This is a genomic window from Bacillus sp. IBL03825, assembly GCF_024712505.1.
Taxonomy (GTDB): Bacteria; Bacillota; Bacilli; order Bacillales; family Bacillaceae_G; genus Bacillus_A; species Bacillus_A wiedmannii.
Map to the genome: position 1 here is coordinate 1706349 of NZ_JAMXKE010000001.1, position 22311 is coordinate 1728659.

Annotated in this window: 24 protein-coding genes and 1 pseudogene; 15 read left to right on the plus strand and 10 right to left on the minus strand. The window is 33.8% G+C overall.

All coding sequences use genetic code 11. The features are described 5' to 3' along the window. The first annotated feature begins 65 nt into the window (after positions 1-65). From NHG49_RS09070 to nhaC, 4 genes are all read left to right on the plus strand, one after another. A complete protein-coding gene (locus NHG49_RS09070; protein ID WP_088048487.1) occupies positions 66-1043 on the plus strand; it encodes a permease in 978 nt (325 codons plus the stop codon). Between the two features lie 13 nt (positions 1044-1056). Then, positions 1057-1935, plus strand: a complete 879-nt coding sequence (locus NHG49_RS09075) for a TIGR03943 family putative permease subunit (RefSeq protein WP_258125837.1) — start codon at positions 1057-1059, stop codon at positions 1933-1935. Between the two features lie 112 nt (positions 1936-2047). After that, positions 2048-2707, plus strand: a complete 660-nt coding sequence (locus tag NHG49_RS09080) for a class I SAM-dependent methyltransferase (protein ID WP_064476495.1) — start codon at positions 2048-2050, stop codon at positions 2705-2707. A gap of 323 nt (positions 2708-3030) precedes the next feature. Beyond that, the gene (gene nhaC / locus NHG49_RS09085; protein ID WP_064476494.1) at positions 3031-4434 is read left to right on the plus strand and encodes a Na+/H+ antiporter NhaC; all 1404 of its coding nucleotides are present in this window, start codon (positions 3031-3033) and stop codon (positions 4432-4434) included. A 41-nt stretch (positions 4435-4475) separates the two neighbouring features. Here nhaC and NHG49_RS09090 read toward each other — a convergent pair whose 3' ends face one another. Then, positions 4476-4856, minus strand: a complete 381-nt coding sequence (locus tag NHG49_RS09090; RefSeq protein WP_088048489.1) for a MerR family transcriptional regulator — start codon at positions 4854-4856, stop codon at positions 4476-4478. A 16-nt stretch (positions 4857-4872) separates the two neighbouring features. Continuing rightward, entirely contained in the window at positions 4873-5583 is a 711-nt protein-coding gene (locus NHG49_RS09095; protein ID WP_064476492.1) for an SDR family NAD(P)-dependent oxidoreductase, read from the minus strand. 189 nt (positions 5584-5772) lie between these two features. On the opposite strand from NHG49_RS09095, the gene fumC reads away from it, so the two are divergent. After that, entirely contained in the window at positions 5773-7161 is a 1389-nt protein-coding gene (fumC, locus tag NHG49_RS09100) for a class II fumarate hydratase (protein ID WP_258125839.1), read from the plus strand. Between the two features lie 92 nt (positions 7162-7253). Here the strand turns inward: fumC and NHG49_RS09105 are convergent, their stop codons facing one another. Beyond that, positions 7254-7676, minus strand: coding sequence for a PH domain-containing protein (locus NHG49_RS09105; protein ID WP_064476490.1), 423 nt, complete (start codon positions 7674-7676; stop codon positions 7254-7256). A 361-nt stretch (positions 7677-8037) separates the two neighbouring features. Beyond that, positions 8038-8190 (minus strand): annotated as a pseudogene (locus tag NHG49_RS09110) (MBL fold metallo-hydrolase); the annotation flags it as partial. 255 nt (positions 8191-8445) lie between these two features. Here NHG49_RS09110 and NHG49_RS09115 point away from each other — a divergent pair. Together NHG49_RS09115 and NHG49_RS09120 are read left to right on the plus strand one after the other, a co-directional pair. Next, positions 8446-9210: a DUF2087 domain-containing protein gene (locus NHG49_RS09115; RefSeq protein WP_064476488.1), complete on the plus strand. Its 765-nt coding sequence runs from the start codon at positions 8446-8448 to the stop codon at positions 9208-9210. A gap of 99 nt (positions 9211-9309) precedes the next feature. Beyond that, complete coding sequence (locus tag NHG49_RS09120) at positions 9310-10719, plus strand: MATE family efflux transporter (protein ID WP_258125841.1); 1410 nt, start codon at positions 9310-9312, stop codon at positions 10717-10719. 56 nt (positions 10720-10775) lie between these two features. On the opposite strand, the gene NHG49_RS09125 is transcribed toward NHG49_RS09120, so the two are convergent. Further along, the gene (locus NHG49_RS09125) at positions 10776-11474 is read right to left on the minus strand and encodes a peptidase E (protein WP_098103562.1); all 699 of its coding nucleotides are present in this window, start codon (positions 11472-11474) and stop codon (positions 10776-10778) included. Positions 11475-11963: 489 nt separating this feature from the next. On the opposite strand from NHG49_RS09125, the gene NHG49_RS09130 reads away from it, so the two are divergent. The 6 genes from NHG49_RS09130 to NHG49_RS09155 all read left to right on the plus strand — a co-directional run bounded on the left by NHG49_RS09130 (position 11964) and on the right by NHG49_RS09155 (position 15739). Next, positions 11964-12362 carry a DUF3942 family protein gene (locus tag NHG49_RS09130; RefSeq protein ID WP_142289436.1) on the plus strand — a complete coding sequence of 133 codons (399 nt, stop codon included), beginning with the start codon at positions 11964-11966 and terminating at the stop codon, positions 12360-12362. Between the two features lie 107 nt (positions 12363-12469). Next, positions 12470-12886 carry a BlaI/MecI/CopY family transcriptional regulator gene (locus tag NHG49_RS09135; protein ID WP_258125842.1) on the plus strand — a complete coding sequence of 139 codons (417 nt, stop codon included), beginning with the start codon at positions 12470-12472 and terminating at the stop codon, positions 12884-12886. Position 12887: 1 nt separating this feature from the next. Further along, positions 12888-13700: a M56 family metallopeptidase gene (locus NHG49_RS09140; protein WP_064476484.1), complete on the plus strand. Its 813-nt coding sequence runs from the start codon at positions 12888-12890 to the stop codon at positions 13698-13700. Positions 13701-13753: 53 nt separating this feature from the next. Then, the gene (gene ccdA, locus NHG49_RS09145) at positions 13754-14467 is read left to right on the plus strand and encodes a cytochrome c-type biogenesis protein CcdA (RefSeq protein WP_064476483.1); all 714 of its coding nucleotides are present in this window, start codon (positions 13754-13756) and stop codon (positions 14465-14467) included. Positions 14468-14485: 18 nt separating this feature from the next. Next, complete coding sequence (locus NHG49_RS09150; RefSeq protein ID WP_064476482.1) at positions 14486-15040, plus strand: TlpA family protein disulfide reductase; 555 nt, start codon at positions 14486-14488, stop codon at positions 15038-15040. A gap of 18 nt (positions 15041-15058) precedes the next feature. After that, on the plus strand, positions 15059-15739 hold the full coding sequence (locus tag NHG49_RS09155) for a prolipoprotein diacylglyceryl transferase family protein (protein WP_064476481.1): 681 nt from the start codon (positions 15059-15061) through the stop codon (positions 15737-15739). A 53-nt stretch (positions 15740-15792) separates the two neighbouring features. Here the strand turns inward: NHG49_RS09155 and NHG49_RS09160 are convergent, their stop codons facing one another. Continuing rightward, positions 15793-16338, minus strand: a complete 546-nt coding sequence (locus NHG49_RS09160) for a helix-turn-helix domain-containing protein (RefSeq protein ID WP_064476480.1) — start codon at positions 16336-16338, stop codon at positions 15793-15795. Between the two features lie 149 nt (positions 16339-16487). Here NHG49_RS09160 and dsdA point away from each other — a divergent pair, with 149 nt between their 5' ends. After that, positions 16488-17828, plus strand: a complete 1341-nt coding sequence (gene dsdA, locus NHG49_RS09165) for a D-serine ammonia-lyase (RefSeq protein WP_258125845.1) — start codon at positions 16488-16490, stop codon at positions 17826-17828. A gap of 158 nt (positions 17829-17986) precedes the next feature. Further along, entirely contained in the window at positions 17987-19234 is a 1248-nt protein-coding gene (locus NHG49_RS09170; RefSeq protein WP_088048501.1) for a DUF445 domain-containing protein, read from the plus strand. 30 nt (positions 19235-19264) lie between these two features. Here the strand turns inward: NHG49_RS09170 and exsE are convergent, their stop codons facing one another. From exsE to NHG49_RS09190, 4 genes are read right to left on the minus strand one after another with little or no spacing between them, the layout of a single operon-like run. Beyond that, positions 19265-20221 (minus strand): exosporium protein ExsE, encoded by a 957-nt coding sequence (exsE, locus tag NHG49_RS09175; RefSeq protein WP_064476477.1) that lies wholly within the window; start codon positions 20219-20221, stop codon positions 19265-19267. Continuing rightward, positions 20218-21288 (minus strand): hypothetical protein, encoded by a 1071-nt coding sequence (locus NHG49_RS09180; RefSeq protein ID WP_258125846.1) that lies wholly within the window; start codon positions 21286-21288, stop codon positions 20218-20220. Before NHG49_RS09180 ends, exsE begins: the two co-directional genes overlap by 4 nt. Beyond that, complete coding sequence (locus NHG49_RS09185; protein WP_048543328.1) at positions 21281-21724, minus strand: hypothetical protein; 444 nt, start codon at positions 21722-21724, stop codon at positions 21281-21283. Before NHG49_RS09185 ends, NHG49_RS09180 begins: the two co-directional genes overlap by 8 nt. Continuing rightward, the gene (locus tag NHG49_RS09190) at positions 21721-22203 is read right to left on the minus strand and encodes an RNA polymerase sigma factor (RefSeq protein WP_154131357.1); all 483 of its coding nucleotides are present in this window, start codon (positions 22201-22203) and stop codon (positions 21721-21723) included. The genes NHG49_RS09185 and NHG49_RS09190 overlap by 4 nt, the downstream gene beginning before the upstream one ends. Between the last annotated feature and the right edge of the window lie 108 nt (positions 22204-22311).

A 22311-nucleotide genomic window follows, 5' to 3' on the forward strand; every position in this document is an offset into this window, starting at 1 on the left:
TGCTGTAGTAGTGTAGGGCATTTGGACAAGTATACAATTTAATATGAATAAAGTGGGGGATAATGTTGGTCTTTAATAGAGTTTCAAAAGAATTAATAGGAATAGCCCTTATTTCTATTTTTCTTTTTTTATTATTTTTTGTAGATTTTACAAGTCTAGCAAATTTGCACAAAAGTATGCCACAAGAATGGTTGAATGTGAATACCGTGTTTTTAAGTATTATATTCGAAGCAATACCTTTTATTTTATTAGGGGTAATTGTTTCTTCACTCATTCAAGTGTTTGTGACGGAAGATATGATTCAAAAAGTAATGCCGAAATCAAAGATTGTTGCAATGATTCCAGCGGTATTTGTCGGAATCATTTTTCCGATGTGTGAATGTGTCATTATACCAATTGTAAGAAGACTTATTCAAAAAGGACTCCCTCTTCATGTAGGAATTGTAATTTTATTGAGTGCACCTATTATGAATCCGATTGTTCTTTTATCTACCGTATATGCATTTCAAAAAAATGATGTAATTGTATATGCACGCTTTGGGATAACGATTTGTGCGGCGCTATTAGTTGGGCTAATTGTGTATTATTTCTATCGCGGGAACAATATTTTAAAAGATATAGAGGATCCGATTCAGAAAAAAGAAAAAAAGGGCTGGGGGAATGTTGTGAATCACACTGTAGATGAGTTTTTTGATACGGGTAAATATTTATTGATTGGTGCTTTTTTTGCGAGCGTATTTCAAACGTTTTTTGATCGAAATGTACTTGATGCAGTGGCCCATAATGAAGTAATTTCCCCAATTATTATGATGGGATTTGGTTATGTTTTATCCATTTGCTCAGCAGCTGATGCATTTATAGCGGCATCTTTTGGACATGTCTTCTCTGTAAAAGCACTTCTCGCATTTCTTGTGTTTGGACCTATGCTTGATATGAAAAATACATTAATGCTATTTGCTTATTTTCAAAAGAGATTTGTATTCTTTTTGATTGGAATTATTATTTTATCGGTGTACACAATCGTGCAAATTACAACGTTATAGGAGGTGGGAAACAGTGGAGGAACAGAAGGCCTATCATCGCTATATTTGTGGCATTATTTTAATTGGTTTAGCGATGCTCTTATTTAAACTACTTGTAACAGGCAATATTTATAATTTTATCGCTCCAAAAATGATTAAATTTACGTATATAGCTTTTGTAGTGATTTTACTTCTTGGTTCTTTACAAGTTTGGAGAGATGGGGGAGAAAAACGGGATGATTGTAATTGTTGTAAGCATCATACAGCATTAAAATCAGGGATGAAAAGTTTCTTTGTATATGTTTTATTTGTTGTTCCGATTATTAGTGCTTTTCTATTTGGAAGTGTAACAATTGACGGAAGTTTAGCGGGAAAAAGAGGTATGAATCAAAGTGTACAGGCGAGAAGTATGGAAAAGAACGAAAAAGGGGGAATACAGGCAAATTCTGTTTGGAAAGAAAGATTAGTTGATCAAGATGAAACCTCGAATTTAAAAGTGATTAATCAAGTGGAAGAACAATTAGAAAAAAGTATGTTAGGACAACGAAAAATACAAGTAGAGGATAAGGATTATGTTCAAACAATGAGTATAATTGGCCAAGATGTAAAAGGGTTTAAAGGGAAAGAAATTACATTCTCAGGGTTTATATATAATGATAAGGATGTGACGGGTGATAAAGCGGTAGTGGCGCGATACGGCATAACTTGTTGTATTGCGGATGCATCAGTCTGGGGGATGATTGTTGCAGGGGAAAACGTAAAAAAGCTCCCACAGGAAACATGGGTGAAAATAACAGGTTTGTTGGACGAAACGACATATAAAGGAACACTATTTCCACTTGTAAAAGTAAGTAAAGTAGAGAAAATTAATACGCCTGCAGATCCGTATGTATACGATGCTTTACCGCAATAAGAAAGGAATAATAATTCATATTTTTATGAAATAAAATCATAATTACAATGATAAAAAAATAAAGATAAGAGTAATTTGGTTTGTTAAAAATATGTGTAGAAGGAGAAATGTGATGAGCTGGGTTACTCATAAACCAACATTTGAATTTGATCAATATAGTCCATATATTCGAATGAACTCTGCGTGGGTGGGACATTTAAACTTCGCTTATGATTTAGTAAGATTTGAAAAACCAGAAATATTAGTTGAGTTAGGTACACATTTAGGAGCTTCTTTTTTTAGTTTTTGCCAAGGGGTAAAAGATGGAGGAGTATCTACAAAATGCTTTGCTGTAGATACTTGGGCAGGAGATGAGCACACAGGTCCATATGGAGAAGGTGTTTTTCAAATAGTGAGTAAATTCGTGAGCACGAGTTATCCTCAAATAGGGAATTTAATTCGGTCTACTTTTGATGAGGCTGTGGATCAGTTTCAAGATGGAACGATAAATTTGTTGCATATTGATGGCTATCATACGTATGAAGCAGTTTCTCATGATTATAAAACATGGTTACCGAAACTTGCGAATAACGGTATCGTGTTATTTCACGATATTGAGGTGAAAGATCGAAATTTCGGCGTGTATAAATTTTGGGATGAGGTCAAAGCGAAGTACCCTCATTTTCAGTTTGAGCATTCATATGGGCTCGGAGTGTTATTTCCGAAAGGTTGTAGTGATAAGTTTGTGGAAATACTTAAAAATAAAGAAGAAATACAAAATATGTATAAATAAAAGTGGAGCATGCATCATTTTAATGATGTGTGCTTTTTTGTGGGGAAAAATGGTAGTCCTTAAAAGGTGAGGATAATAGTAAAAAATTTGTTATGACAAATATTAAAAAAGTTATTTATGGATTGTTCTATATAAAAATGTAACATTTTTTATATTTTCCATTGCGAAAAGTAACATCTACTTTTACAATAGAAAAGGTGTTATATTATACTGGAAAAATAAATCGAAATAATATGAAAATTTTGTTTTGTCTTCGCTAATTGTATATTACATACATGTAAGACGACACACGTCATGTTATCGACTTGTAAGGAGAGAAAAAAATGAAAAGTGTAAGATTACCATCGATGCTAGAAATCATAGTTCTTTTATTACTATTTCTTGCTGTTGTCTTTTCCTTCCAAACGATTTTTGATCTCCCAATTCAATTAGCGCTATTTATTTCATGGTTTTTAGTAATTGCGCTTGGATTAAGATTAGGATTTCGTTATCAAGAATTGCAAGATGCAATTACGAAAGGAATTTCTAACGGATTAGAAGCAATACTGATTTTAGTTGCAGTAGGTGCTTTAATTGGAACGTGGATTGCTGGTGGCGTAGTACCAACATTAATCTATTATGGATTAGAATTTATTCACCCTAGCATATTCCTATTAGCAACATTAATCATATGTTCGATTACTTCTATCGCAACAGGAACATCATGGGGAACAGTAGGAACAGCGGGTATTGCTATGATGGCGATTGGTGAGGGACTTGGATTACCACTTCCGCTTGTTGCGGGTGCAGTTCTTTCAGGAGCTTATTTCGGCGACAAATTATCACCACTTTCTGATAGTACAGTTCTTGCAGCTTCTATGGCGAAAGTAGACGTTATTGCTCACGTTCGAGCTATGCTCGTATTAGATGTTCCGGCTTATATTATTACTAGCATTATGTTTACTGTAGCTGGTTGGATGTATGGCGGCGATAATGTAGATTTGAATCGAGTAGAGTTTTTAAAAGAAGCTTTATTAAAGCAATTTGATATTAAAATATGGATGCTTGTTCCGGCGGTCATTGTTATTGTTCTATTAGCGATGAAAAAGCCGTCTATGCCGACAATTGCAATGGGAGCTTTAATTGGTGCAATTTGGGCAGCTCTTTTCCAAGGAATGAACTTTGGAGAGGCGATTGGAACAGCGTATAACGGATTTTCAATTCAATCTGGTGTTGAGTTTGTTGACAAGTTATTAAACCGTGGTGGAATTAACGGTATGCTTGGCTCAGTGGCCGTTATTATTTTCGGTTTAGGATTTGGTGGATTACTTGAAAAACTAGGTGTTTTAAAAGTGATTGTATCTAAATTTGAGAAGAAATTAAATTCTGCAGGCAATGTAACATTGTCTACATTAATCGTGGCATTCTTAGCTAATATATTTGGTTGTGCGATGTACGTATCACTAATTTTAACACCGAAAATTATGGAAGATAGCTATGATAAATTAAAAATAGACCGACGTGTATTAGCGCGTAACTCAGAAGTAGGTGGAACGTTAACTTCTGGTATGGTTCCGTGGTCGGATAATGGTATTTTTATGGCTGGTATTTTAGGTGTAGCAACATTCTCATACGTTCCATTTATGTGGTTAAGCTTCGTATCATTAATTTTAGCAGTTATTTACGGATATACAGGCAAATTTATTTGGTATGTAGATGATGCCGATAAAGGAAAGCAAGCATCATAAAATAAAAAATCACCTTCTACAATATGTAGAAGGTGATTTTTTTATTTTGTAATAGGAGTTGAAGAAGTTATCTCGACCTCATATTTAGCAATTTTTTGTTGTATCTTTTTTAAGTTTTTTTCAGTGTCTTGAATGAGTTGTAAGACATTGGTCTCCTGTTGTTGCATTAATTCCAACCGTCGAAGGATTGTAGATTCTCCCTCCATAGACCAGTCGATAAATTGTTTTATTTTTTGAATGGGCATACCGGTGTTTTTTAAGCATAAAATCATCTCTAAATATTTCAGTGCTTCTTCATCAAAAACTCGATCTCCTTTTTCATTTCTTTTAAGAAAAGGGAACAGTCCTTGTTTATCGTAATAACGTATTTGAGAAATAGTTAAGAGGTGCATTTTGGCGACTTGCCCAATTGTATAATACATATCGTTCATCCCTTTATTACCAAGGTATAATGCCATCTTTATTTAGTATTTTACCATTATAGTTTGTTTCACTTAATGCATATTTAATAATAATTTTAGCACTTTCATTAGTCGTATGGCCACCTGGGGAATTTCCATTTAGGTCAGTAGTTGTAAAACCAGGAGTTACTCCGAAAATTTCTGGACCGTTAGTGCCAAATTCTTTGCTAAAAGCTAATGTTAAAGCATTAATAGCTGTTTTTGAAGAATTATATCCTAATGTATTAATCGGGTGTGTTTCACCACTAGCAAACATTGTTAGTGAGGCCATGTCAGTTGTTACATTAATAATTTTACTGTTACTTGATTTCTTTAATAATGGTAAAAAGGCTTGCACCATTTGGAATGTTCCAAAAAAGTTAACCTCAAATCCTTGGCGTAAAGTTTCAATATTTAATTCACTAGGTATCGTATGGAAGTCGAGTGCTATGCCTGCATTATTGATTAATAAATCTAAGTGGTCAGTCGTTTCATGGATTTTTTTGATTGCTTCTTGAATGGATTGAGCACTAGAAATGTCTACTTGAATATAGGAAACGTTTGAAACATGTAAAGATTTTACCGCTTGTTGTCCAAGTTGTTTATTACGAGCACCTAAAAATACGTGATAGTCTTTTTCTGCTAATTGACGAACCAGTTCATATCCGATCCCTTTATTCGCACCTGTTATGAAAGCATATTTTTTCATTTTAAATTCCTCCAGTAGTGTTATAGTAGGTTACAATGGTAAGGATACAGCCTAAACTTAAGTTTAGGTCAAGAGGAATTTTTAAAAAAACATTGAATATTTGTATATATAAGTGAGAATTCTTATCATTTGATTGAAAGTCTGTTAATATAAGAAATGTAGGTATTATATTTTCAAGGGGATGAAAAAATGGAGTACAGAATTGAAAGAGATACAATAGGAGAAATAAAAGTTCCAGCTGATAAATTATGGGCAGCACAAACGCAACGTAGTAAAGAAAACTTCCCGATTGGAACAGAGCAAATGCCGCTTGAAATTGTAAAAGCATTTGCCATATTAAAGAAGAGTGCAGCACTTAGTAATCAAAAATTAGGAAAGCTATCAGAAGAAAAAGCAGAAGCAATTGTGGCAGCAGCTGACGAAGTGATTGCAGGGAAATGGAATGAACATTTTCCACTTGTCGTATGGCAAACGGGTAGTGGTACACAGTCAAACATGAATGTGAATGAAGTAATTGCAAATCGAGGGAATCAAATTTTGAAAGAGAAGGGATCTGACGTACATATTCATCCGAATGATGATGTGAACATGTCTCAAAGTTCAAATGATACATTTCCAACAGCACTTCATGTAGCATGTGTAATCGCAGTAGAAAATCACGTATTACCAGCAATTACGAAATTAAAAGAAACGCTAGCAGAAAAAGTAACTGCATTTGAACATATTATAAAAATTGGTCGTACACACTTACAAGATGCAACACCGTTAACATTAGGACAAGAAATTAGCGGATGGCACCGTATGCTTGAAAAAACAGAGCGTATGATTGCTGAGAGCAATACATATATGAAAGAGCTTGCGATTGGTGGTACTGCAGTTGGAACAGGTATTAATGCTCATCCAAAATTCGGTGAGATGGTGTCAGAGGAAATTAGCCAATTTACAGGTAAGCAATTTATTTCTGCACCAAATAAATTCCACGCATTAACGAGCCATGATGAAGCTGTATATACGCATGGTGCATTAAAAGCATTAGCAGCTGATTTAATGAAGATTGCTAACGATATGCGTTGGTTGGCAAGTGGTCCACGTAGTGGTCTAGGAGAAATTATTATTCCGGCAAATGAGCCAGGAAGCTCTATTATGCCAGGTAAAGTAAATCCAACGCAAAGTGAAGCGTTAACGATGGTTGTAGCGCAAGTGATGGGAAATGACGCAACAATTGGATTTGCTGCGAGTCAAGGTAATTTTGAGTTAAACGTATTTAAACCTGTTATTGCATATAACTTCTTACAATCCGCTCACTTATTAGCAGATGCAATTGTTTCATTTAATGATAATTGTGCAGTTGGTATTGAAGCAGATGAAGAAGTAATTAAAGAGAATGTAAATCGTTCATTAATGCTTGTTACAGCATTAAACCCGCATATCGGATATGAAAATGCAGCGAAAATTGCGAAGCATGCTCATAAAGAGGGCTTAACGTTAAAAGAGGCAGCACTGCAATCTGGATTACTAACAGAAGAACAATTTGATGAAATTGTCGATCCGAAAAAAATGATTGCTCCGAAAGAGTAATAAAAAAGCCAAGATTCTATGTTTAGAATCTTGGCTTTTTTGATATTTATTTGTAGGTCTTCCATTTGTATTACTGCAAGTACCAAAATATATTATTTGTTAGCAGGCATATTCAATACTTTCATCTGTGGACAGTTTTCTTTTAAGAGTGAAAGGAAGTTTTCTTCTTCTTGAGGTACGAAAGTTGTCACAGAGTCAAATAAATTGTAATGGATTTCTAATTGCTGTCTAGTCCATTGTTTTGAATGAAGTTTTTTACCAGAGTATGTAACGTGACGAATTTCTTCAAATGGAATTTCAGTACGCAATATGAAACCATGTTTTACAACAAGAGAGGATTCCGTTACGTTGTAGTGAGAGAAATAGAATGAAGAAAGATTGACGATATTTAATAGCATCATGAGAGTGAAAAAAATAGAATTTTCATTTTGGAAGAATAGCGAAACGAAAAAAATAATGATAAATAATGTAATAAAAATGACGTGAAATGGATTCTTTTTCGCTTTGAATTTCAAGTTAGTCACCTCAGTTTACGTGTACTCTAACTAAATTAAATCACAACATCTTAATAAAACGTGTGAATATGCATAATTGCATATTCACACGTTTTATTATTCATGTAAAATTTTCTGATGGGATAAATTTAAATGGAATTTTGCAATAGTGGAGAGGTATAAAGTGACTTGCAAAAATAGAAAGTTAGCATTAGTCATAATTAGTTGTATGATGATTATGGGTAGTTGTGCTAATAAATTTGTTGAGGATGGAAACCGAAAGCATATATTCGTACAGGTAAGTAGAGCTTTAGTCGAGGTTGTAAATAGAATATATAATGGATAAAAGGTATTTCTGTATACGGAAATACCTTTTTTGTATTTAAAATTGAATGCTGAAGTTTTGGAATGAGTGAATACCAGTTCCATGTTGAACTAGGTTGTTATTACTTAAATATTGAATAGCATATTTCACTTCTTTCAATATAGCAGGTGAAAGACCGAGAGTATGATGTGAACCGTAATTTTGTTTAACAGTAAACCAAGGGTAGTGCAGAATAGTCATGTTTTGTTTCACATCCTATCGTAATTCATTTATTAAATACATTCGCTTTTCGTTGTTTTAAGTCTTTTTTTTAGTTTGTTTAATAGATTTTTTTATAAAAGTTTATAAAATGGGTAAACGGAATGTTGAAATGTTTATTTATGTTATGTTAAGATGGTGAAGTGATAATAAACGTTATTGTGATTTGTTTAGTCTTTAAGTAAACGTTTCGGAGGAGTGTTTAGTGTGAATGATATTTCAGAGAAGTTTTGGGATGCTTCGGTAGAAGAATTGAAGAAAGGGTATGTATTTGAAGCGGAAGCAGAGGAGTATATTTGTTTAGCTTGTGGAGAAGCGTTTATTAAGGGGGTTATTTATCAAGATAATCAAGTTTTGTATGAAGCAGAGAAGTTTGTACAATTGCATGTGCAAAATGAACATACGTCTATGTTTGATTATTTATTAAACCTTGATAAGAAGTATACTGGTTTAACTGATTTGCAAAAGAAAATGGTTCAGTTTTTCCATATGGGGCTGAATGATAAAGAGATTGTAAACGAGATGGATGGCGGAAGTACTTCGACCATTCGAAATCATCGATTTACACTTCGAGAGAAAATGAAGCAAGCGAAAGTGTTTTTAGCGTTAATGGAACTATCAGAAGAAAAATCAAAAGTACAAACGAAATTTGTACCCATTCATAGAACAGCAACGATGGTAGATGATCGCTACAATATTACGGAAGAAGAAAATGATGAAGTATTAAAAGCACACTTTACAGAAGGATTAGATGGACCGCTTTCTAAATTTCCGAAAAAGCAAAAGCGTAAATTAATTATATTACGCCATTTAGTGACGAAGTTTGATAGTAATAAAAAGTACACTGAAAAAGAAGTAAATACTGTCATAGAAAGTGTATATCCGGATTTTGTAACTTTAAGAAGATATTTAATCGAATATGGGTTTTTAGATAGAACAGCAGATGGAAGTCAATATTGGGTGAAGTTATAATAATAGGGAAAAGAATATGCATAGAAGCACATTATTATAACAAATATACAAAGAGATAGAAGTTGAAAAACAGATTTTTAATAAAAGGAGAAATGAAATTTGAAACCACCTACAGATAACAATAAAGAAGGTGCGGAGTCACATAAGTTAGAAAGTGAGAGTAAACCGATTTGGAAGTTGATGTCCATGTTTTTAGTACCGTTACTATTAAGTAATGTACTACAATCGATTGGACAATTATTCGGTATGGTAGTAGTAGGAAGATGGCTTGGAGTGAATGATTTAGCAGCCATCTCAGCATTCTTCCCGCTATTTTTCTTACTCGTTTCATTTGTAATTGGTATTGGTTCAGGTAGTTCGATTTTAATTGGTCAGGCGTTTGGTGCTAAAAACGAAGATCGTTTAAAAGCGATCGTTGGTACGACACTGACATTTACCTTTATTATTGGAGTTGTGTTGGCGATAATAGGTAGTATTTTTGCGATGGATATTATGCGCCTTATGGGAACGCCAGAAAATATTATTGATATAAGTGTTCATTATGCGCGTATTTTATTTATATCGATGCCAGTCTTATTTTTATACTTCGCATACACAACATTTATGAGGGGTACAGGAGATTCTAAAACGCCATTTTACTTTTTAATTGTAAGTACAGCGCTAAATATGATCTTATTACCGATTCTTATTTTCGGATGGTTAGGAGCTCCGAAATTAGATGTGTATGGAGCAGCCTATGCTTCTGTTATATCTACAGTTATTACGTTTATTGTCATGTTAGTGTATTTAAAGAAGAAAAATCACCCACTACAATTAGATAGTACGGTAAGGAAATATCTTCGCATGGATGGGGAGTTATTAAAGCTATTGCTACGACTCGGAATTCCAGCGAGTATTAATATGATATTAGTTTCATTATCTGAAATTGCGGTAATCGCGTTTGTAAATCGTTACGGTTCGGATGCAACAGCGGCATATGGCGTCGTGAATCAGGTTGCAAGTTATGTACAAATGCCAGCAGTTAGCCTTGGTATTACAGTTTCTATTTTTGCAGCGCAATCAATTGGTGCAAATCAATTCGATCGACTGCAGAAAGTTGTGAAGGCCGGGATTATTATGAACTACGTCATTGGTGGTGTGCTAATATCTCTTATTTATTTGTTCTCAAGAGACATTCTATCACTATTTTTAACGAGTCAAACTACAATTGAAATTGCTCAAAGCCTCGTTATGATTACGTTATGGAGTTATTTAATTTTCGGGCATGCGCAAATTATTAGTGCGACAATGCGAGCGAGTGGTACAGTATTATGGCCAACTGTTATCGGTGTTGTATCAATTTGGCTTGTTGAAGTACCTGTAGCGTATTACCTTTCTTACCATACAAGTCTTGGCATAGAAGGGATATGGATTGGGTACCCAGCAGCATTTATTGTCAGCTTAATATTACAGTATGCATATTATAAGCTTTCATGGCAGAAGAAACGAATTACACGACTAGTGAGTTAAATCATGCAAATGTCCCTAAGCTATTATACTTAGGGACATTTTTTGTAAGTGTAGGTTTACAAATAGCTTTTTAAAGTGATATCAAAATGTTGTCTAATGAGCTTGTTATCACTCATATAAAACTCCCACGCTTTTTCAGGTTCACCGATAATTTCAAAAGATTCTTCTGTAATATATAAAGCGCAATTATCCTCTAGTGCAATTCCTTCTATATTACCTTGATGATTTTGTAAAAAGGAATGGAAGGCGTTCATTCTATTTAATTGATTATAATGTGGACAAAACCTTTTGTTAACAATCCCCCAACCGTTACACTCTATATAACCAGAACCTTCATAATCTGAGCGGATGCTAGATGTGAACCAGCACATAGCACCGGCGCTATTGCCTGCAATGAGCGTTCCTTGTTGCAAAGCAAATAATAATTTTTCATCTAGTTTATGTTCTTTCCATTGTGTAAGCATGTGAATATAGTTCCCGCCACCGAGATAAATTAAATCAGCAGACTGAATCATTTCGTCTATTTCATATTTAGAAGGTGTATCAGCTATAGTACGTAAAATTTGTACTTCACAGTGTAATTGTGTTTCGAACGTGTCCAAAAATAGCTTTATATAGCTTTCATCATCATGACTAGCTGTAGGAATGAATAATACTTTTGGATACTGTTTATTTGTTAATTCTATAAGTCGCTCATTAATAGGCGAGTGATTTGAATCTTGTAAATCACCGCCACCAATGACAGCTAATTTCATAGTAAAGCACCACCTAATCATTTTTGTTATATAAAAATTCGATAGAAGAGAGTAACATTCCTTCTCTCATGTAATGAATAAGTAGAAAATATAGTTTAAGTATATCGGAATAGTAAAGGTAGTGAGAACTTTATAGAAAAATGAATTTGAAACAATTTACCCCGATATTTGTGGGCTGCCCGTAAAAGCCTGATTGGTGAGGGCTGATAATCAGTGGGGATGAACAAAACCCTCATTGATTAAAGTTTCACTTTATCGATATATAATACTTCATACTATTGTTTCAAAATATGGAAACAATATGTTTAAATGGATATAACGAAGCATTAATTCAAATTGAATTAGTGTTTATACTTTAAAAAGGAGTCGGAAATAATAGAGATTTCACAAATCGTTTTTTACTTTTAATAGGAAGTTGTATTACAATATGGTAAAATTATTTCAAAATATTTATTTAATATAAAAATACAAAAAGGGAGCGTGAAAAAGGTGGATTTTCGATTTGAGTTTGCAGCGAAGGTGAAAGAATACTTAGATGATGAGAAGGATGAAAAAATAATAAAAGATGGACATCGAGATATAATTTTTCACTATTTATATGCGTTAGAGGCTGAAATTGGCGTTGTTAAAAATCCTAATTTTACTTTTTTTACATCAGGAAGACGTTCACATATCGTATTAGAAAATATTGAATTTAAAACAGAGGTAAATGTAAAAAGTAACATCATAGAAATTACAAAAATAGTGGATAATGTCGTTATTCCTTTAGATACTATCGTAGCAAAGGATCGGGAATTATTTGCACTTGGGCGCAATGAGAAGTTTAATGTACAAATATTAGAGCAGTATCTCTTTGAGACATTTGGAGAGAAATTAGGTTTAAAATGAATGGAATGGCCTACGTATTTATAGGTAGTGAATTTTAGTGTATATCATTTTTGTTTGACCTTTCATTTAATTTATACTACAATTCGTAGTGTGAAAGGAGCCACATTATGTTTACTCAAAACTACAAGTTAAATGAGCAAGGATTAAATCACTTTTTTGGACCACTTGAAGCGAGAATTATGGAGATCGTTTGGTCCACCGAGGGCATTACGATTAAAGAAGTGCAGCAGAAATTAAGTGAAGAATCACCTGTGAATTTTAATACGGTCATGACAGTTATGAACAGGTTAGTAGAGAAATTCCACTTAGAAAAACAGACTGTGAAAAGAAGTGGCATATATCGTACTGTACAAACAAAAGAAGAATTCTTATCCAATCAAACGAAGAAGATGACACAGGAATTGATGGGGGAATTTGGAGATTTAGTTGTAAATCATATGCTAGATGAGTTAGAGCAGGCTGATCCGACTTTAATAAAAAAATTAGAAGACAAATTGAGTCAGTTAAAAAAAGAGGATCAATGAAATGAAATGGCAAATGCGTAAAATCGTATTGTTAGCGGTAATTGTTAGTACCCTCTTTTTCAGTATGTTAGTGTATTACGTTACATATCCATTTCTGTTTCAAAATAAGGCGTTCTTTCTTTCAAATTTTTGCTTGTTTCAATTAGAACAACATATGAAGGAATTATCGCTCATTCGTATTATAATTGCTGGATTACTATTACTTACAGTACTCATAGTATGCAAAAGAATTTGGCGACAATTTTTCTATAGTCAAAAATTACAAAAAGTACTTATCCCTTTCATTCGAAAAGGAAAACAAATATATATATTGCCGACCGCGGAAGTTGCGGCATTTACAATTGGGTTATTTCGTCCGAAAGTTGTCATGTCAGAAGGCATGCTTCAAACATTTTCAGATGAAGAAATGGATGCGATTATTTTCCATGAAGAATATCATCAAACTAATCGAGATCCATTAAAATTATTTTGTTTTACGTTATTAGCAGAAGGAATGGTGTACATCCCGATATTAAAAGGGTTATTGCAGCGCTATCATGTGTATCAGGAGCTAGCAGCAGATAAATATGCAATGCAAAAGATGAAATCTTCATTCGAATTAGGTAGTGCATTATTAAAATTAATTAAAATAAAGACAATGGAAAATCGATGTGTGACAGCTTCATTTGCAAAAACAGCAATAAATTTACGAATCGAGCAAGTGTTAAATGAAAAAGTTGTTAAGCTCAATATTCCGTTGCATACGAATTCGGTATATGTAACATTAGGTTTATTCTGTATGTCGATTGTACTTATTGTCGGAGAGTGCATATAGCCTCTTTTTTTAAGAATTAACACTACTCATTGTAGTGCTATAGGGGGAATAAAATGAATGCAGCAGATTTAACAATTTGGCTTGTAGCTGGGGCAGGGGTATTGTCATTTATATCACCATGTTCTTTACCGCTATATCCATCTTATTTATCATATATTACAGGTGTGTCTATTCAAGATTTAAAAGAGAATCGTGGAATTATGCAAAAATCAGCGATTATACATACCGTATTTTTTATGATCGGATTTTCGGTTATATTTTATGCGTTAGGTTTATCGGTAAGTTGGATTGGAATAACATTTTCATCTAACCAAAAATTGATTCAACAAATTGGTGGGATTTTTATTGTTTTGATGGGACTGTTTATGACAGGTTTGTTTCAACCTAAGTGGCTTATGGCAGAGAAAAAGGTACAATACAGAAGTAAATCGACTGGATATATTCGCTCGATTTTAGTCGGTATGACATATGCAGCGGGTTGGACGCCATGTGTTGGACCGATATTTTCAGCTGTACTCATGCTTGGTGCGACAAATCCTGAAGGGGCACTTCTTTATATTACTGCGTATACTCTTGGGTTTGCGGTTCCGTTTTTCGTGATGGCATTCTTTATTGGGAAGGTAAAATGGATTGTTACATATGCCAACGTCATGATGAAAATTGGCGGTGGAATGATGATTGTAACAGGGGTTTTATTGTATACAAATCAAATGACGAAAATTACCGCATTCTTTATTCGTCTATTCGGTGGATTTAAAGGCTTTTAAAAATGAGGAGGAAGAAAAGTGAAGAAGCTAATTGCGATTATAATGGCCGGGGCATTGATTTGGGCCGGAGTTAATTTTTATAATACAAAAAAAGAAGAAAAAGAAAGAAAAGCAAAACAAGCGGAGTTACAAGAAACAGAAGTATTACCACAAGTAGGATTTAAAGCGCCAAACATAACGTTAAAAGGGTTAGACGGGAAGTTGTATTCGTTAAATGATGCAAAAGGAAAGCCATATCTTATTAATTTTTGGGCATCATGGTGTGGCCCATGTGAAATGGAGGCACCTGACTTAGTTCGTATGTATGATAAATATAAAAAGGATGTTGAAATTTTTGCGGTAAATGCGACAATTGGAGATCCAGTACAAGAAGCGAGTGCATTTGCAGATCGTCACGGATTTAAGTTTCCTGTTTTACTAGATATGGACGGAGTAGCTGGATTAGATTATAAAGTATTTTCGTTACCAACAACATTTTTTGTTAATAAAGATGGAATTATCGTAGAGCAAGTACGAGGCGTATTACCTCCAGATCAATTAGAAGAGAAATTTAAGAAATTAATTGAGAGTTAAAGAGGGGATTTCATAGTGATGGAGTGGATCGTGAGGTTACAATCCGTATCTCTTATAATTGGAAGTCTATTTGGGTTTATGTTGATGAAACGAAAGATGAAGAACGAAAGTGTACCATATGAAAAAATGATGGATGCAGTAACAAATGCTTTTCTTATCATCGTATTTGTATGGAAATTTGCACCGGCAATTTTAAATCCAGTATGGGCTTTTAGGTCGCCAGTGCAGGCACTATTAGCTGTAGGAAGTATGCAGCATATTATAGCAGGATGTGTAATTGCGAGTGTATACATTGTTTGGAAAAGTAAAAAAGGACAATTTTCGCTTCGTATTTTACTTGATGCATTACCTATCGGACTATGTATGAGTATTATTTTTTATTTTCTATTCAACCACAAAATAGGTGTACAAACGACATTGCCTTGGGGTGTGAAAATATATGAATCTAAATTTTTATATCACCCTATTTTCGTATACGAGATCATTCTCGCCCTTTGTATAATCGGCTTGTTATGGATGAAAAATGAAAGGCTCGGAAATGGAAAGAATATAAGTGTTTTTCTAATTGTTGAGGGGTTTGCTCATATCATTATTTCACTTGTTAGTGAACAAAATTCGGTTCTATTTGGTTTATCAGCACAGCAAATAATGAGCTTTTTTGTTATTAGTTTAGGAATTTTGTTGATACCGAAAAAATAAAAAGGTAGCCACGTATGGAGTGTGTCCGTACGTGGCTATCTTTTTATTATATATTAAAAAATTGGAGGAGTAACAGAAAATAAAACAATGGCATTTTTCTCGAATTGATTTATCCATTTATGTTTTAAATAAGCGGGTATTTTTACGCTATCACCCGTTTCTAATATGTATTTTTCTTCATTTAAATGTAATGTGATTTTCCCGTCTAATACGTATGCTAACTCTTCACCTTTATGTTCTAGTACATTTTCTGATGAAGCTGTATTCGGTGGAACAGTCATAATTGCTGTTGCTAAATTTCCTGTGAAATCAGGTGATAGCATTTCATATGATAAATTATCGATAATCATTTTTTTTCGTTTATGAGAACGTACAATTAAATCGTCTGTATTTGTATCTTCCAGTAAAAAGCTAAATGTTGGAACATCTAACGCTTTAGCGAGTACTTTTAATGTTTGAATAGAAGGGTTAGCAGACCCACGCTCAATTTGACTTAACATAGATGGTGTTATACCTGCCATCGTTGCTAGTTCTTTACTCGTTAAACCTTTTTCTTTTCTTTGTTTTTCAATTTTTTTACCGATATCTATATTTTCCATGATAAAAGCTCCTTACTAATTATTAAATTATATTTAAAAAAATTAAATTAAAATTAACTTAAGCGAATAATTTATGTTAAACTATATTTAAATTAATTTAATTATAATTTATTGAATCGTAAGCTACAAGGCTATGAGGAGGAAGAGAAATGAAGGGAATAGAGAAATTAAACGAGGAATATCCACTATTAAATAAATTAATCGCAACAGAAGAAGTGTTTTGGGTAAATCCGAACATGGAAAAGTATGAAACGGCAATAAAAGATTCCCCATTGAATGAAGAGAATGTAAAAGATGCGGAAGAGAGGTTAAAGCGTTTTGCACCGTACATTGCGAAAGTTTTTCCGGAAACGAAAGAAACGGGCGGCATTATAGAATCACCTTTAGTGAAGATACCTACTATGAAACAGTCTTTAGAGAAAAATTACGGGAAACCTATATTAGGTGAATTACTATTAAAATGTGATAGCGGGCTTCCGATATCAGGATCCATTAAAGCTAGAGGTGGCATTTATGAAGTGCTGAAGCATGCGGAGAAATTAGCTTTGCAGCATGGAATGTTAACAGAAGAACATGATTATTCCATTTTAGACAGTGATACATGTAGAGAGTTTTTTGCGAAATACTCAATTGCGGTAGGTTCTACAGGTAATTTAGGACTAAGCATTGGGATTATGAGTGCAAAACTAGGTTTTAACGTAACTGTTCATATGTCAGCAGACGCAAAAGAATGGAAAAAAGATTTATTAAGAAGTAAAGGTGTAGAAGTTATTGAATATGAAGCTGATTATAGTAAAGCAGTAGAAGAGGGGCGTCAGCAAGCAGATGCAGATCCTAGCTGTTATTTTGTAGATGATGAAAACTCACATGATTTATTTTTAGGATACGCAGTAGCAGCATCGCGTTTACAAAAGCAATTAAAAGAGTTAGAGATTGTAGTAGATGAAGAGCACCCTTTATTTGTTTACCTTCCGTGCGGAGTAGGGGGCGGACCTGGCGGAGTCGCATTTGGTTTAAAGTTATTGTATAAAGACAACGTGCACTGTTTCTTTGCGGAGCCTACGCACTCTCCATGTATGTTACTCGGTTTAATGACAGGACTTCATGATAAAATTGCCGTTCAAGATATAGGGATTGATAATGTAACAGACGCGGACGGACTAGCGGTAGGAAGACCGTCTGGATTTGTCGGTAAAACGATGGAACCATTTTTGAGTGGAAATTACACAATAAGTGATGAAGAGTTATATAGATTGCTAAAAGAACTAGCTGATACGGAAAATATTTATTTAGAGCCCTCTGCGCTAGCGGGAATGATAGGGCCAGTGAAAGTGTGTAAAGAAGATGAGTATTTACAAAAGAAACAGTTAATGGAGAAGATGAAGAAAGGTACTCATATTGTGTGGGGAACTGGCGGTAGTATGGTTCCAGAAGATGTGATGAATGGGTATTATAAAACAGGTGAGTCATTAACAATATTAGAAAAATGAGGCTAATTGTGGCCTCATTTTTTATTTATATGACATATGTATTATTATAAATTCTTTGTTATTTTCGCATTAGTTCATTATAGTATAGATATAAAGAACGAATAGCAAATAAATATAACAAAAAGCATTATTTTACATAATAAGAGGATGTGTATACGATGTCATTACAGACTAAATATATAGCGGGTATTTCGCTTGGGGTTATGGGAGTAGGTTTTGCGGCTTCTATCCCGTTTCAAGGAACGGTAGCAGGTGAGATTATACAAGGGGGATTTGAAGCTGGATTGGTTGGCGGACTTGCGGATTGGTTCGCAGTTACAGCATTATTCCGTCATCCGATGGGAATTCCAATTCCACATACAGCGTTATTACCTAAAAACCGTAAACGAGTAACGAAAGGGCTCATTCATACGTTAGAAAATGAATGGCTGACGAAAGAAAGTATTACGAATAAAGTAAAAGAAATGCAGTTAGCACAAATGGTATTGCAAATTGCTGAAAGAGAAATGCAGTCTGACGCTGTGAAAAAAGGAATTGTAACGATTGCGGAGAAAGCGATTGTTACGATAGATACGGAAAAATTAGCGGTTATTATTGAAAAAGAATTAAAAACATATTTGCATACCATTAATACAAGTAACATATTACAAGTGCTTGTTGATCAATTAGTTGTGCAAGAATATGATGAAAAGACACTTGATTACATTTTAGTAAAAGTGAAAGATTGGACAGCGCAAGATGAAGCGCGTTATCAGCTCGGAAGCTTAGGTATGAAGGCGATGGAAAACATAAAAGTAGATGGATTTTTACAGTTTACTTTGAAATCATTTATGAATATTGTAGATGAAGATAAAATTGGTGGCATTTTGCAGAAGTTTATTATTAGCAATATTAACAGCTTACAAGATGCAGATAATAGCACAAGACAACTTATATTAGCGAAAATTCGTCAAGAAATTATAAATGTAAAAGAAAATGAAGCGTTACTACAAGAATTAGAAAATTGGAAAGAAAAATGGATTGCCAATTGGGATGCTACTGACAAAATTAAAGAGATGCTGGAGCAAGTACAACAAAGGGCAATTACTTTTGTGAAAAATGAAGAATTTACGGATAAATATGTTATGCCATTTTTACAAAAACAAATGAATAAAATAAAAGAAGATGAACAGATTGTTCAAAAAATAGAAGAGTGGTTACAAAAACAAGTTGTCACACTGGTTGAAAAGAATCATTCGAAAATCGGAAAACTTGTACAAGAAAATCTTGATAAGTTAGATGATAAAATGTTAATTGAAATGATTGAAAATAACGTCGGTAAAGATTTGCAATGGATCCGAGTAAACGGAGCGGTTTGCGGATTTATGATTGGATTAGTATTAGAAGGAATTAAAGCGATTATATGAGAAAAACCTTCCACAATTGTGGAAGGTTTTTTATTTTTCAATAATACTCATATTTATATTATAAGCTTTCTCAATATTTAATTTGTACGTCCCATTTCCTGTTTTAATCGAATTTTTATACCAATGTTCTTGCTCGTTGAATTCTGGATTTTCTTCTGAAGAATTATTTTCTTTTTTCGTTAAATCTTCAACTTGTTCCCAAGGTGTGTTTCCATGTGCTTCTTTTTTGTTTGTTACGGCGATTAAAGATACATCGCTTTCTTTCGTTAAATGAACAGATACATTTGAACTTTCTTGTACAAACCAATTATTTTGTAATTGACCTGGATAAAGGGATAGCTCGTTATTTGAAGCACGAACTTCTACATTTTTATTTTGCGGAAGAACGAGTGTCGGTTTGACCTGTGGTGCTGAATTCCATAACGTATGTTGAACTGGTAATGATTTTAAAGTGATATACATCGTTTCCCCAGCTGTTTGAACTGAAAGAAAATCTTCTTGTTTTAAATTGAGTTTTTCATTAGCTTTCGTCGACATTTCATATGTTCCAAGAAGGTGAATTTGATTTGTATTATTTCCCTCTATTGTTAGAGGATAATGCCCTGCATCCACTACGATTTTTTTGATAGATTCAGGTATATCAAGTTGTTCACTTGGAATATTACTCGTTTGGCGAGTTGTATGAATAGAATGACGAACTTCATCTAGTAATCCAGTGGATAATAAACAGTAAAAAGCAATTCCGACGCTTCCTAAAACGCCGATAAAGAAAATACTAAAAATATCATATTTAATAAAGGATTGTTCCTTCTTAGAAAATAGAAGGTATAGTAAAATTTCCACGCCAAGTATGACAAGTAAAACAGGCCACCAAGCTGTTAAGGAATCTAATACCTCAGTACCTTTTATAACTGAAAATAGTAAGAAGCAACCTAATGAAATAATAGAAAGCCCCATTGAAAATGTTCCAACGCGCCATGTTCTCATTCTTGTGTACCACCTTTGTTTTCTTTATTTCCAACTAACAATTTAAAGCCGCCACCAATTAAGAGGAGTGCAACGATAGATGTTTGGAAATAGCGATAATACAGTTCGCTAAGATGAATGTTAAATATAGTTGCAAAGTAATCATTCAAAATAGGAAGGACTGTTTGATCTAATAAATAATAACCACCAAGTGTAATTAACCCAATACCGATCCATCTTTGATGATTGGTAAAATAATCAATGATAGGTTCGTCATGTACACGTTCTTTTCCATACTTTGCAGTTTGTTGTAAAGCGTCAAAAAAGCTATAGAACCAAATGATTGGAACTAAAAATAAAAACGCTGAAAGTCTTAATAAGTCGAGTAAATATATAGAAAGTAAAAAGGCTGCCATAAGCTGAAGGCCCCGGCGTTGTAAGCCTAAATACATATGTCCTGCTCCGGGGAACATCGCTAAAATAGAAGCGAATGTTTTATTCTTCTTTCCTTGTTCACGATGCTCTTCAAACTCTTCGAAAATAGTACGATCATCTAGTTGCTCGCCACGTTCTTTTTTCTGGAGTTGCTGAACAACATCAAAGAAATTGTAAATCCATAAAACAGGTAATGTAATAAGGAAGATAAGGAAACTTTCTTGCGATGTTAAAAGTGCAACGAAAATAATCATACTTCCGATTCCTGTGCAAGCTACTAAAAATGTAAGTCCACGTTGCATAAGTCCTAATTGAAAATGTCCAAGTCCAGGGATGATGGATAGGAGAATGATATAAAATCGTTCGCTTTCTTTAGAGGACTCTGTAAATTCTCCTGCAGCTTGTTTTTTCGATTGGTTAATAATAGTGATAACTAAATCTAATAAATTGATCGCCCATAAGACAACTAGTAAAAATAGAGAAAGAAAAGCAATATCACGCGCACCTAATGCTATTGTACAAAATGCTGCAAAGATAAATAGAAATACAGCCCCTCCGCTATATAAAATAAACCGTCCAAATTTCTTTAAATATAAATGTCCAAGCCCGGGAATTAGCCCTAATACAAGTGCTAAAAAGGGATTTTTATTCATGCTTTGAACCTCCGTCCTTTTTTGATGTGTCTACCGATTTGTTTACAATTTGTTGTGAGATAGAAGACTCGTTATGTTTTGAAGATTTCTCGAAATTTGATGTCGCTGTGAAAATATATTGGAATAAACCACTTACCATAAAAATAATTGTAGCCGCAGTCGCAATTATGTAGTGAATAATGGTGCGCTTTAGTGAGTTTGTTTTTATATTTTCATTAGGTTGTAGCGTTTCAAAATTAATTTGCGTCATAACTTCGTTCGTAAATGAATCATCATTTATCATTGGAAGGTTTTCATGTTGTTCATCGATACTTTCCATATAAAGTGCTAAACAATGATCACATTCATAAAGGTGTTCTTCCATAGATTCACGTCCATTGCTTTCTATAAAATCTAAAGTATAATTGCGCCAATCCTCTTTTGAATAATGCATCATAGAAACTCTTCCTCCTTCCAATGTTTTTTAATCCATTTTCTTGCCCGGTACAGTTTCATTTCGACTGTTTTCACTTCGATGTTTTCCTGTAAAGAAATTTCTTGATAACTTTTTTCTTCTAAGTAATGTGCGAGAACGACGTCACGGTAATTTTCGGGAAGTTCTCTCAGTTTTTGAGCAATGAGTAATTTTTGCTCTTTCGTCAATAATAAAGCCTCAATATTATGAGAGGATTTTATATTTTCCCCAGTTTCTTTACATAAGGAGAGTTCTTCGTTTTCTCTAGCTTTCTTCCTTTTATAATCAATAGCGTGATTGGTGGCAATACGTGCCATCCACGTTTTTAATCCGCGAAATTGATAATTTGGGAGAGAGGCGTGAATTTTTAAGAATACTTCTTGTGTAACATCTTTCGCATCTTCTTCATGTCTTAAAATAGAAAAGATAACTTGAAAAATATAATGACGATATGTTTGCACAAGGATACGAAAAGCATGTTCGCTTCCTTGCTGTGCTTTTTCAATTAATTGTTTTTCCTCAATGGGTCTCTCCCTCCTTTTTGACGCATTCTATTATATAGACGTAAG